Source organism: Streptomyces sp. NPDC046727 (assembly GCF_040645635.1).
GTDB lineage: Bacteria > Actinomycetota > Actinomycetes > Streptomycetales > Streptomycetaceae > Streptomyces.
The window spans coordinates 15,696-27,423 of the sequence record NZ_JBEYYR010000062.1 but is presented as its reverse complement, the minus strand read 5'-3'; the positions used below and the strand labels follow the sequence as shown (position 1 = coordinate 27,423).

Genomic DNA, 11,728 nt, shown 5'->3' with positions numbered 1-11,728 from the left:
CACGCAGGCCGCGGGCCTTGAGCAGCATGCCCAGGCTGGAGGCGGTCAGACCCTTGCCGAGCGAGGAGGCGACACCCCCGGTGACGAAGATGTGCCTGGTCGTCGTCGCTGTGTTGCTTCGCAAAGCCGTGGGCGGCATGGCCAAGAGGGGGCTCCCGTGGTCGCGGTGAGTTCGGGGCTTGGGGCCTAACGGCGCGGCGTGTCCGTGCCGGGGCCGAACTTGTAGGTGCGGGTGACGATCCCGGTGTCCAGGCCGAGTACGTCCTCGGCCGGTCCGAGGGCGTCGACGAGGAAGTCGTGGACGTCCGTCTCGTGCGTGAGGCACACCTCCGCCAGGAGGTTGTACGGCCCCGTGACGGCCGTGCAGGAGTGCACGTCCCGGTGCGCGGCCAGCGTGGCGCTCACCTTCTCCAGTCCCGCCGGGCGGACCCTCAGCCGCAGCAGGGCCCGCGCCGGCCGGTCCAGCAGGGCGGGGTCCACCACGGTGCGCAGCCTGAGCACCCGGCGCTCCAGCAGCGACGCGACCCGGCGGCCGGCCGTGGCCGTGGAGAAGCCCAGTTCCCTGGCCAGGTCGGTGAGGGAGACCCGGGCGTTGGCCCGCAGCAGTCCGGCGACCCGTTCGTCGGTGGGCGTCAGGTCGTACCGGTCCGCGAGCGTGGGCAGGGGCTGGACCAGGCTGGCCCGCAAGAGCTTCTCCTCCTCGTCGGTGAGAACCGGGGCGTACCACTCGGCTCCCGTCTTGAACGACCGCAGGGTGACGCACACGTCGCGCACCTCCGCGTCGGGGAGGTCCGGTACCCCTTCCGCCAGGGCGTGCAGGAGCGGTCGCGTCGGCACCGCCAGCTCGCACCACAGCAGGCCCGGCGCACCGCTCACTGCGGCGACGTTAAGCGCATCCACGCGCCGCGCCAATGCGTCACCAACGGCTTCCAGACAACCGGGCCGGGACTTCAGGCGCAGCCAGGCCGTGTGGCCGAGCGGGCAGCGCAACCGGTCGTACTCCGCGGTGAAGTGGACCAGGCCCAAGGCCAGCAGGCGCTGGAGCCGGCGGGCCACGGAGCGTTCGTGCTCGCCCAGGATGCGGCCGACCTCTGCCACGCCGGCCCGCGGGTTGATCTGGAGGGCAGCGATGATTCGTCGGTCAATTACATCGAGGATGTCGGAATCATTCATCGGGACCACATGATGGCAGGATCTTTATCAAGAAGAACAGTGGTGTTGTCGCAACCGATCACATGAGACAGACTGTTGCATCGTCACCAACCGTGACGCGTGGTGAGCTTGTTGTACCCGCACAGGCCGGTCAGGCCGAGAGGACAGAGCTTGTTAGGCGAGAGCACCTCCGCAGCAGTCGACAACCCGGTCACCTCCCGTCAGTTCCGCTCCGTGCTGGGGCATTTCTGTTCCGGCATCACCGTGGTCACCGGCATGGGGGCCGAGACGCCGATGGGTTTCACCTGTCAGGCGTTCTCCTCCCTGTCGCTCGACCCACCACGCGTCGTGCTGTGCGTCAGCCGCACCTCGTCCAGCTGGCCCGCGATCAGCGGCAGTACCTTCTTCTGCGTCAACGTGCTGGCGCAGCGGCAACGGGCGCTCAGTGACCGGTTCGCCCGGTCCGGCGGCGACAAGTTCCACGGCGTCGACTGGGATCTGTCACCCGACGGCTCGCCCCGGCTCGCCGGCGCCTCCGCGTGGATCGACTGCCGGCTGCATGCCGAGCACGACGGCGGAGACCATCTCCTGGTCATCGCAGACGTACGCCGGCTCGTCGCACCGGCCGAGGACCGCCCGCCACTGCTGTACCACCGGGGCCGGTACGCACGGCTCGACGACACCCCCTGACCATCGGCCACCGACGGATCCAGGCCGTTGACACGCGTCACGGCCCTGGTACGTCCCGACGGCCGGCCGGGAGCGCGCTGCCCGCCGCCCGGTCCACCGGCCCCCGACGCCGTCGTACCCCTGGTCCCGTACCCCCTGCCTGGCTGCCCGCACGCCGCCCCAGGTCTCGAACGGCCTTGATCGCAGGGACCTATCCATCCTGAACATTCCTGAGCACCCCTGAACATCCCTGAAGAGGAGCACCGCACATGGCGGAGAACATCGTTGTCGACGCGCCCGAGCCCGCGGACCGAGTCCTGAGCGGCCTCGACGTCTTCGTCGGCGGCCCCATCCAGCACGCCATCCTGGGCAGCGGATTCGTCGGAGGGTTACAGGACGCCATCACCACGGCCATCGGCACCGTCACCGAGCACGGTGCCACCGTCTTCTCGGCGCACGTGGTGGAGAAGTTCGGGGAGCGGACCGCGGCCTTCACCCCGGAGCAGGTGTCGGTGCGCGACTTCCGCTGGATGAAGAAGTGCGACGTCTTCGTCCCCGTCCTGCCGCTGCTGGACGACGGCACCCTGCGCCGCACCGACGGCACCCATGTCGAGCTGGGCTGGGCCACGGCCCTGGGCCGCCCCATCGTGATGATCACCAAGCAGCCCTTCGCCGAGTCCGCGAGCCACCTGCTCAAGGGCCTGCACCGGGTGGGCGCCGTCCAGGTCATCGACTTCGACGACTTCACACAGAAGCCCGCGCTGCTGGTCGACGCCGTCCTCGCGGCCACCGAGCGCCAGCGCGAGGCGATCGGCGCCGGCCTCGTCGCCTGACCCGCCCAGCGCCCCGCAACCATCCGCCGGACGGAGTGAGAAGTGCCCGACTTGGCCGTACTGGGCCTGCCGATCGCCAACCCCGTGATCGTGGGATCCGGGTTGCTGACGGACCAGGAACGCAACATCCGCAGACTGATCGAAAGGGGAGCCGGTGCCGTAGTCACCAAGACCATCCACCCCAGTCCGCCGACCGGGCTCGACGAGCGCATCCTGCGGCTGCCCGTCGGCATGCTCAACAGCACCACGTACTCCAAACGCCCCGTCAACCACTGGCTGGGAGTGCTGCGTTCGTTCGCCGAGGACGGTCTGCCCGTCATCGCCTCGCTGCACGCCGACACCCCCGCCGAACTCGCCGCCCTCGCCAAGGACGTGGAGGCCACCGGCTGCCGGGCGCTGGAGCTGGGCATCTCCTGCCTCAACGAGGAGGACGGCCTGGACGACGACAACCCCGACCGGGTCTACGCCTACACCGCCGAGACCCGCAGCCGCACGAGCCTCCCGCTCGCCGTGAAGCTGGCCATCGGCGAGGGGCTGCACGACCGGGTCCGCGCGGCCATCGCCGGCGGGGCGGACGCCATCACCGTCAGCGACACCATCGCCGGAGCCGCCGTGGCACCGGCCACCGGCGACCTCGAACTGGGCGGAGTCTTCGGCTACTCGGGCCCCGGCATCAAACCGCTCGTCCTCGCCGCCATCTGGCAGCTGCGCCGACGCGGCTTCGACCTGCCGATCCTGGCCAGCGGCGGAGTCACGGGCGGCCGGGACGTGGCCGACTACCTCGCCGTGGGCGCCCACGCGGCCCAGGTCTACACGGCCCTGCACACCGACATGTACGACACCCTCCAGCGCATCCTCGCGGAGACCCGGGACCTCGTGGGTCCCGGGAGCCAGGACCCGGCGCCGGCGGACACACCGAAGGAGGCCCGGGCATGAGCGACGACCGCACCGCGCCACGGCGGCTGACCGACCTGACGAGCACCCAGGTCACCGACGCCGTACGGGGCAGGACGGTGGTGTGGCCCATCGGGGCCGTGGAGCAGCACGGCCCGCACCTGCCGCTCTCCGTCGACCTGCTCCTCGCCCAGGCCTTCGCCGACGGCATCGCCCGGGAACTGGACGCCTTCACCCTGCCCGCGCAGGCCATCGGCGCCCGCTCGCTCCCGCAGAGCGGCGGCGGCCTCCACTTCCCCGGCACCGTACATGTCACCGGCGGCACACTGATCGACCTCCTGCGGGAGACGATCACCTCCCTGGTCCAGCTGCCCATGGCCCGCCTCGTCGTGGTCAACGGCCACTACGAGAACGAACCGTTCCTCTTCGAGGCCCTCGACCAGGTGCGCCAGCAGGGACTGCTGGACAGCACCGAGGTGTTCGCGTTCAGCTGGTGGAGCCTGGTGCGGGACACCTGGACCGACGCCGAGATCACCGAGTTCCCCGGCTGGCACGCCGAGCACGCCGGAGTGACCGAGACCAGCCTGATGCTGCACCTGCACCCGGACCTCGTCACCGGAGAACGCCCGGACCACGACCGCCCGCCCCGGGCCGGCGTGTACCTGCACCCCGTCGACGTCGAGCAGATCAGCAACCGCGGCATCCTGTCGTCCACCTCCGGATCCAGTGCCGCGCTCGGCGAGAAGCTCCTGCGCCATGTCCTCGACGAGGCGGTCGGACTGGTGCGCGAGGGCGAGGGGCTGCTCTTCGCCCAGGCCCGCCCCGACCGCCGCTCCCTGACCAGCGACCGCCGCTCCCGCACCGCCGCGCGCCGCACCGCCCAGCCCGGAGGAACACACCCGTGACCCGCAGGTTCCACCTCGCCTTCATCTTCAACTTCACCCCCGACGACTGGCAGGGCCCGTTCGGCACCGGCGGCTCCCCCTGGGACGGCCGGTTCCACACCGAGGTCGCCCAGGCCCTGGAGCGCGCCTGCTTCGACTATGTGATCGTCGAGGACAAGCTGATGGTCCCGGAGAGCTACGGCGGCACCTCGGAGGCCGCCCTCAAGCAGGCCATGGTCGTCCCCAAGCACGACCCGGTGCCGCTCGCCGTGGCCATGGGCCTGGCCACCACCCGTCTCGGCATCGTGGCCACGCTGTCCACCCTGGCCTACCCGCCGTTCATGACCGCACGGCTCTCCTCCACCATGGACAGCATGCTCGGCGGCCGGTTCGGCTGGAACATCGTCACCAGCGCCGAGGACCTGGCCGCCCGGAACTTCGGCCTGGACAAGCTGCCGCCGCGGGACGTCCGCTACGAGATGGCCGACGAGTACGTCGACGTCGTCAAGCAGCTGTTCGCGTCCTGGGACCCGGACGCGGTCGTCCTGGACCGGGAGAACGGCGTCTACGCCGACCACACCAAGGTCCGGCCCATCCATTTCCAGGGCAAGTACTTCAGCGTGCGCGGCCCGCTCAACACCGTCCCCTCGCCCCAGCACCGGCCCGCGTTCGTCCAGGCCGGCGCCTCACCACGGGGCCGGGCGTTCGCGGCGCGCAACGCGGACTCCATCATCGCCATCGCCAGCGGCCCCGAGAGCATGCGGGAGTTCCGCGACGACGTACGGCGCCGGGCCGAGGAGAACGGCCGCAACCCGGACTCCGTCAAGGTGCTGTTCTGCGTCACGCCGACGCTCGGCGAGACGGAGCGGGACGCCCGCGAGAAGCAGGCCCGCATGGTCTCCTCCCCGCAGTTCATCCAGGACATCCTGGCCCAGGTGTCGGCCCTCACCGAGATCGACTTCGCCCAGTTCGACCTGGACAAGCCGCTGCCGTACCAGCTGACCACCAACGGCGAGCAGGGCACACTCGACAAGTTCCAGCAGTGGGGGAGCGGCAAGACCCTGCGGGAACTCGTCATCGACGGGGCCGGCGGGCTCGTGTCCTCCGTGGACCTGGTGGGCACCCCGGACCAGGTCGCCGAGCGGATGGGCGAGGTGATGGAGGAGGCCGGCGGCGACGGGTTCATGATCACCACGCCACTGCTGCGACTGAACCGGCGCTACATCGCCGAGGTCACGGACGGACTCGTCCCGGCGCTCCAGCGACGCGGACTGACCCGCACCGCCTACACACCGGGCAACACCCTCCGGCAGAACCTCGCGGAGTTCTGACCGGCGCGGCCGGGAAGCCGTCCGGCTCCCGCTCTCAGACCGGGGGCCGGGAGCCGGACGGGGCCGCTGCGCGTACCTGCTCGCGGTACCAGTGCCCCCACTTGTCCAGCTCCGCGGTGATGGCGTCCAGGCTGTGGCCGACGTCGGTGAGCGCGTACTCCACCCGCGGCGGCACCTCCCGGTACACCGTCCGCGACACCAGCCCGTCCTCCTCCAGCTCGCGCAGCTGGCGGGTCAGCATGCGCTGGGTCACCCCGGGCAGTGCGCGCCGCAGCTCGCCGAACCGGTGCGTGCCGGCCACCAGCTGCTTCAGAATGGCCAGCTTCCAGCGGCCCCCCAGGATCTCCATCGCGAACTCGACGGCGCACTGATCCGGTGAATCCTCGACGCTCGAACGCACCGCTGACCTCCATGGGTATACCGAGTGGCACTAGGCCACAGAAATGACCGTACTTGCGGCCCGAGTTGGTACCTCCAGAAACTGAGGATATGTCACACAAGGAAGCGCCGGCAGCGCCTCGCACGGTCGGCGGGACGGCAGAGCAGGAAGACGCGGCCCGTATCCACCGAAGGCGCTGGCTGGTCCTCGCCGTGGTCTCGGGCAGCCTCCTGCTGTGCGGAACCGACCTCACCGTGCTGCACGTCGCCGTGCCCCGGATGAGCCGGGAACTGGAGCCGTCGCCCGCGCAGTTGCTGTGGATCGTCGACGTCTACTCCCTCACGCTCGCCGCGCTGCTGGTGACCTGTGGCACCCTCGGCGACCGGATCGGCCGGCGCCGCATGGTGCTCAGCGGCTTCTTCACCTTCGGCCTCGCCTCGACGGCCTGCGCCTTCGCCACGACCACCGCACAGCTGATCGCGGCCCGCGCCGCGCTCGGCGTCGGCGCGGCCATGATCATGGCGTCCACGGTGGCGATCATCCGGGTCGTCTTCACCGACGACCGCGAACGGGCCGTCGCCATCGGCATCTGGACCGCAGCGCACAGCGTCGGCGCGACGATCGGCCCCCTCGTCGGCGGACTCGTCACCGAGAAGTGGGGCTGGGGCGCGGTCTTCCTGATCAACGTGCCCGTCATCGTCGTCATCCTGGCCGTCGGCGCCCGGGTCATCCCCGAGTCCCGCAACCCGCTCCCGCGCCGCTGGGACGTGGCCAGCGTGGCGCTCTCCGTCACCGGCCTGGCCGGCGTGGTCTACGCCCTCAAGCAGGCCGGCGAACACGCGGGTGTCAACGGCGTCATCCTCACCACCGCCGTCGCCGGCGCCGTCCTGCTGTACGTCTTCGTCCGCCGCCAGCGCCGCATCCCCGAACCCCTGCTGGACTTCTCCCTCTTCCGGGAACGCCGGTTCACCACCGCGACCCTGTGTGTGATCGGCTGCTTCGGCAGCTATGTCGCGCTGCTGTTCTTCCTCACCCAGTGGCTCCAGCAGGTCGGCGCGTACTCCCCGCTGCGCGCCGGTCTGGCGCTGATGCCGCTCGCCGGCGCCAACGCGGTCGGCGCGGTGACGGCACCCTGGGCCGCGAACCGCTGGGGCAACCGCTGGTCGCTCACCGGTGCCCTCGCCCTGTTCGCCGCCGCCATGGCCGCCATCGCCCTCACCGGCGACACCGGCCACTACGGCGCCCTGCTCGCCCCGCTGGTCTGCGCGGGATACGGCGCGGGCATCGTGATGACCCTCGGCGCCGACTCCATCATGAGCGCGGCCCAGCCCGAGCGGTCCGGGGAGGCCGCCGCCATCCAGGAGACCTCCTTCGAACTCGGCGCGGGCCTCGGCGTCGCCGTCCTCGGCACCGTCCTGACCGCCGCCTACCGCACCGGCCTGCCGTCCGTCCCCGGGCTCGACACCGGCGAACGGTCCACGGCCGAGAAGTCCTTCGCAGCCATGGAAGGACTGGCCCCGCACCTGCCGGACCGCACCGCCGACGCCCTGCTGCGCGCCGGACAGCACGCCTACGACCGCGGCTTCACCGCCGTGACGGCCATCGCCGCACTCGGCCTCGCCGGCACCGCACTGCTGGCCGCCCTGCTGCTGCGCCCCCGCCCGGCGGACGACTGAACCGCCGGCGGCGGCCAACGGGACGATGAGGGGCGTGCCCGCCGGCACGGGACCCGACGGGCACGCCCGCCCCGTCACGCCCCGTATCCGCCGTCCACCGAGAACTCGGCGCCCGTCACGTACGCCGCATCCGGCCCCGCCAGGAACGCCACCGTGGACGCCACCTCCTCGGCCGTACCGAAGCGGCCCAGGGCGGTCATGGCCGCCTGGCCGGACGCGTACGGACCGTCCGCGGGGTTCATGTCGGTGTCGGTCGGCCCCGGGTGCACGACGTTCGCCGTGATACCGCGCCCGGCCAGCTCCCGGGCCAGCGCCTTCGTCAGCCCGACCATGGCCGACTTGCTCATCGCGTACAGCGTGGCCCCGGGCCCCGGCACGCGCGCGGTGACGCAGCTGCCGATGGTGATGATCCGCCCGCCGGCACCCATGAGCGCGGCGGCGGACTGGGCGGCCAGGAACACTCCGCGCACGTTCACGGCGAGCAGCCGGTCGACGTCGGCGAGGGTCAGGCTCTCCAGCGGGGCCATCAGCCCGGTGGCCGCGTTGTTCACCAGCACGTCCAGGCCGCCCAGTTCCTCCGCCGCGCGCCGTACCGCGCCCGCCGCCTCCGCCGCGTCCGCGGAGTCCGCGCGCAGGGCCACCGCCCGCCGGCCCAGCGCCTCGATGTCCCGGACCACCGCCTCGGCCGCGTCCTTGCCGTGCACATAGGTCACGGCCACGTCCGCGCCCTCCCGCGCCAGTCGCCGTGCCGTCGCCGCACCGATACCCCGGCTGCCGCCCGTGACCAGTACCGTCCTGCCGTTCAGGTTTCCTCGTGAAGTCATGGCTCCATCCCATCCGACAGGCGCGAGGGGCACCGGCGGGGAACGGACATCGAGCTCGGCAGCCGTGGCGGCCGGCCCGCGCTCAGTCCTGCCGGACCCCACGCGGGCTGATCAGCCCGGTCTCGTAGGCGAGGATCGTGGCCTGGACCCGGTCGCGCAGTCCGAGCTTGGACAGCAGGGCGTTCACATGACTCTTCACCGTGCCCGTGGTGACGCCGAGTTCGGCGCCGATCTCGGCGTTGGTCAGACCGGAGGCGATCTTCAGCAGGACCTCCCGCTCCCGCTGGGTGAGCCGGCCGAGGGGCCCGCCGGCCGAGGGCGGGGGCGGGGCACCGCGCGCGAAGGTGTCGATGAGGCGGCGGGTCACGGCGGGTGCCAGGATGCCGTCGCCGCCCGCGACGACCCGGATCGCGGACAGCAGCTCCTCGGGCCGGGCGTCCTTCAGCAGGAACCCGGACGCCCCGGCGCGCAGCGCCTCGTACACGTACTCGTCCAGGTCGAACGTGGTGAGCACCAGCACCCGGGGCCCGCCCGCCGTCGCGGTGATCAGCCGGGTCGCGGTGAGTCCGTCCATGCCCGGCATCCGGATGTCCATCAGCACGACGTCGGCCGCCCCGGCCACGGCGAGCGACACGGCCGTCGCCCCGTCACCGGCCTCGGCCACCACGGACAGATCGGGTTCGGCGTCCACGATGGCCGCGAACCCGGCCCGGACCACGGCCTGGTCGTCGACGACGATCACGCGAACGGCGACGGGGACACCTCCTGGACGGGGGCCGGAACGACTCCGGCCGGCAGCGACACCCGTAGCGTACCGGCCGGCTCGCACTGGATCCGCCCCTCGCCCGCGGCGACCTGCACCCGAAGCCGCTCGGCGACCGGGCCCGCGACGGCCAGCCGTACCCCCGTCACCGTGATCCGCAGGGTGCCGCGGCGACGCCGCAGGGTCACCCGCGCCGGCCCGAGATCACCCGCGCCGAGCGCCGCCTCGACGATCCGGTACACCGAGACCTGCACGGACGGCGGCAGTTCCCGGGCCGCCTCCGGCAGACCGCGCAGCCGTACGTCGCGGCCGGCGGAACGCAGCGCGTCGCACAGGGCGTCGAGGTCGGCGGCGGTCGGGGAGGGAGCGAGCGGGCCGGCGGGCTCCGCGCCGTCGCCGAGGCTGTGCAGCATCTCCCGCATCGCGGCCAGCGCCGCACGCGCGGCGTCGGCCACCTCCGCCGGATCGCCGCGCCGGGCCGCACCGACGAGGGCCCGAGTGTGCGCCAGTACGGCGTCCCGCAACGTGGCCGCCAGCCGCTGCCGTTCGGCCTCCGCGGCCCGGTCCGCCTGCCACATCGAGCTGGCGAACGCGAAGTCGTCGTACGCCAGGGCCCGCAGCCGGCGACGCCGTACGACGAGCCCGGCACCCCACACCGCCACGAACACCGGGGCCAGCAGGACGGACAGGATGAAGGCCAGCACGACGGCCTCGGCCGGGCTCATCGGCTCACCCGCCACCGAGCCGTCGGCGCACGCCGTGACCGTCACGGCGCAGGCCGCCCCGAGCGTCGCCGCGACCGGCGCCGGCCAGGTACGGGCCGCCCCCTGCCCGTACGCGGCGACCGCGTACCCGGCCAGCGTCTCCACGAGCATCCCGCCGACGAGCAACTCCGCCACCTCGGACGGCAGAGGCACCGCGACGGCGGCCACCGGCCACAGGCCCGCCGTCGACAGGACGGCGAGGAAGACGGCCCACGGAGCACGTCGGCGCCACAGCAGGGGCAGCGCGTGCAGCACCAGCAGTCCGCAGACGACCAGCAGCGCCGGCAGCGCGGCGTGCCGGGCGGCGGCGGACCAGTCCTCCGTGAGCGCCAGAGCGAAGGAGACGGGCAGGATCATCGCGGTCAGCGCCACGGCGGGATCGGCGAGCCGCTGCTCCCGCAGGACGTCACGCCGCCAGCCGGGCTCGTCCGGCCGCCGCGGCTCGGCACCGTCGGGCAGCGTCGCGTGGACCCGCCAGCCGCCCTCCCGCGTGGGCCCGGCGGTCAGTTCGCCCCCGACCGAGGCGGCCCGCTCCCGCATCCCGGAGACTCCGCGCCCCGCGCCGAGGCCCCCGGCACCCTGCGGCGCGGTACGCGGCGGCGCGTTCTCCACGGTCAGTTCGAGCAGACCGTCCGTCCGCCGCACGAGCACCCGGGCGGGGGCGCCGGGCGCGTACCGCAGCGCGTTGGTGAGAGCCTCGCGGACGATGCCGTGGACGGCCTCGGCCGCCGGGCCGGCCAGATCGTCGGGGATCCGCGCGGTGACCGGACGGCCCAGCCGGCCGAACCCGGCGATCAGTTCCTCGATCCGCCCGCTCATCGGCCGGTGGTCCGGGTGGTCGGTGTCCCGTAGCAGTCCCACGAGCCGCTGCAGGGCCGTGAGGGTCTCGGCGCCGGTGCGCTCCGCGAACGACAGCGCCTCGGCGGCCAGGTCGGGTCTGCTGCCCTGGAGCCTGCGCGCGGCGTCGACGGTGACCACGACCGAGGTGAGGTGATGGGCACTCACATCGTGCAGCTCCCGGGCCAGCCGCCGGCGCTCCTGCTCGCCCGCCAGCCTACGGGCGTGCTCCGCCCCGGCCAGCCGCCGCGTCGCGGTCAGCCGGCCGGCGATCCACTGCCGCCGGGCCTCGCCGAGTCCCGCGCACAGCACATACACACCGAGGGCGAGGGCCATGTCCGACAGCAGCGGGGGGCGCATGCCTTCCTGTACGGCGGCGAGCACCCACTCGACGCCCACGACGGCGGCCACGGCCCGTACCGTCACCGGCACGGGGCAGCGCACGGCGACGGAGTACAGGGCGATCGGCGGACCGAGGCCGAGATAGCCGTCCGGCGAGGCCAGCGCGCCGACGACCAGGGCACCCAGGGTCCAGGCCAGCGCCCGCACGGGAGCGGTCCGGCGCCGCCCCAGTGCGGCCGTCTCCACGGCGAGCGCGCACACCACGCCGAGCAGGGCCGGCTCGCCGGGTGTGCCGTCGGGGCCCACCCCGGGCCAGAGCAGGGCGCCTTGCCCCGCGGCCAGCAGCAGGGGCAGGAGCCAGTTGCGTATCGTCTCCATGT

General features: G+C 72.8%; 12 protein-coding genes. 6 read left to right on the top strand and 6 right to left on the bottom strand.

Annotated features, from left to right (window positions below):
• Both ABZ937_RS41360 and ABZ937_RS41355 read right to left on the bottom strand, forming a co-directional pair.
• Positions 1–139, bottom strand: a 139-nt coding sequence (locus ABZ937_RS41360) for a hypothetical protein (protein ID WP_361700450.1), incomplete at its 3' end; no start/stop codon positions are given.
• Between the two features lie 47 nt (positions 140–186).
• Positions 187–1,173 (bottom strand): AsnC family transcriptional regulator, encoded by a 987-nt coding sequence (locus ABZ937_RS41355; protein WP_361700444.1) that lies wholly within the window; start codon positions 1,171–1,173, stop codon positions 187–189.
• Between the two features lie 150 nt (positions 1,174–1,323).
• On the opposite strand from ABZ937_RS41355, the gene ABZ937_RS41350 reads away from it, so the two are divergent.
• The 5 genes from ABZ937_RS41350 to ABZ937_RS41330 all read left to right on the top strand — a co-directional run bounded on the left by ABZ937_RS41350 (position 1,324) and on the right by ABZ937_RS41330 (position 5,763).
• On the top strand, positions 1,324–1,842 hold the full coding sequence (locus ABZ937_RS41350; protein ID WP_361700441.1) for a flavin reductase family protein: 519 nt from the start codon (positions 1,324–1,326) through the stop codon (positions 1,840–1,842).
• Between the two features lie 248 nt (positions 1,843–2,090).
• Entirely contained in the window at positions 2,091–2,654 is a 564-nt protein-coding gene (locus ABZ937_RS41345; RefSeq protein WP_361700439.1) for a nucleoside 2-deoxyribosyltransferase, read from the top strand.
• A 42-nt stretch (positions 2,655–2,696) separates the two neighbouring features.
• Positions 2,697–3,590 (top strand): dihydroorotate dehydrogenase, encoded by an 894-nt coding sequence (locus ABZ937_RS41340; RefSeq protein ID WP_361700437.1) that lies wholly within the window; start codon positions 2,697–2,699, stop codon positions 3,588–3,590.
• Complete coding sequence (locus ABZ937_RS41335) at positions 3,587–4,453, top strand: creatininase family protein (protein ID WP_361700434.1); 867 nt, start codon at positions 3,587–3,589, stop codon at positions 4,451–4,453. Before ABZ937_RS41340 ends, ABZ937_RS41335 begins: the two co-directional genes overlap by 4 nt.
• Positions 4,450–5,763, top strand: a complete 1,314-nt coding sequence (locus tag ABZ937_RS41330; RefSeq protein ID WP_361700432.1) for an NtaA/DmoA family FMN-dependent monooxygenase — start codon at positions 4,450–4,452, stop codon at positions 5,761–5,763. Before ABZ937_RS41335 ends, ABZ937_RS41330 begins: the two co-directional genes overlap by 4 nt.
• A 34-nt stretch (positions 5,764–5,797) precedes the next feature.
• Here ABZ937_RS41330 and ABZ937_RS41325 read toward each other — a convergent pair whose 3' ends face one another.
• Positions 5,798–6,163, bottom strand: coding sequence for a helix-turn-helix domain-containing protein (locus ABZ937_RS41325; protein WP_361700429.1), 366 nt, complete (start codon positions 6,161–6,163; stop codon positions 5,798–5,800).
• Positions 6,164–6,252: 89 nt separating this feature from the next.
• On the opposite strand from ABZ937_RS41325, the gene ABZ937_RS41320 reads away from it, so the two are divergent.
• Entirely contained in the window at positions 6,253–7,818 is a 1,566-nt protein-coding gene (locus ABZ937_RS41320; protein WP_361700427.1) for an MFS transporter, read from the top strand.
• A gap of 74 nt (positions 7,819–7,892) precedes the next feature.
• Here ABZ937_RS41320 and ABZ937_RS41315 read toward each other — a convergent pair whose 3' ends face one another.
• From ABZ937_RS41315 to ABZ937_RS41305, 3 genes are all read right to left on the bottom strand, one after another.
• Entirely contained in the window at positions 7,893–8,642 is a 750-nt protein-coding gene (locus ABZ937_RS41315) for an SDR family oxidoreductase (RefSeq protein ID WP_361700425.1), read from the bottom strand.
• An 82-nt stretch (positions 8,643–8,724) separates the two neighbouring features.
• Positions 8,725–9,384 carry a response regulator transcription factor gene (locus ABZ937_RS41310; protein WP_361700423.1) on the bottom strand — a complete coding sequence of 220 codons (660 nt, stop codon included), beginning with the start codon at positions 9,382–9,384 and terminating at the stop codon, positions 8,725–8,727.
• The gene (locus tag ABZ937_RS41305) at positions 9,381–11,726 is read right to left on the bottom strand and encodes a histidine kinase (protein WP_361700421.1); all 2,346 of its coding nucleotides are present in this window, start codon (positions 11,724–11,726) and stop codon (positions 9,381–9,383) included. The genes ABZ937_RS41310 and ABZ937_RS41305 overlap by 4 nt, the downstream gene beginning before the upstream one ends.
• Positions 11,727–11,728: the final 2 nt, after the last annotated feature.

Coding starts and splice junctions, on each gene's coding strand:
- ABZ937_RS41355 (WP_361700444.1), bottom strand. CDS start 1,173: ATGAATGATTCCGACATCCTCGATGTAATTGACCGACGAATCATCGCT.
- ABZ937_RS41345 (WP_361700439.1), top strand. CDS start 2,091: ATGGCGGAGAACATCGTTGTCGACGCGCCCGAGCCCGCGGACCGAGTC.
- ABZ937_RS41335 (WP_361700434.1), top strand. CDS start 3,587: ATGAGCGACGACCGCACCGCGCCACGGCGGCTGACCGACCTGACGAGC.
- ABZ937_RS41320 (WP_361700427.1), top strand. CDS start 6,253: ATGTCACACAAGGAAGCGCCGGCAGCGCCTCGCACGGTCGGCGGGACG.
- ABZ937_RS41315 (WP_361700425.1), bottom strand. CDS start 8,642: ATGACTTCACGAGGAAACCTGAACGGCAGGACGGTACTGGTCACGGGC.
- ABZ937_RS41305 (WP_361700421.1), bottom strand. CDS start 11,726: ATGGAGACGATACGCAACTGGCTCCTGCCCCTGCTGCTGGCCGCGGGG.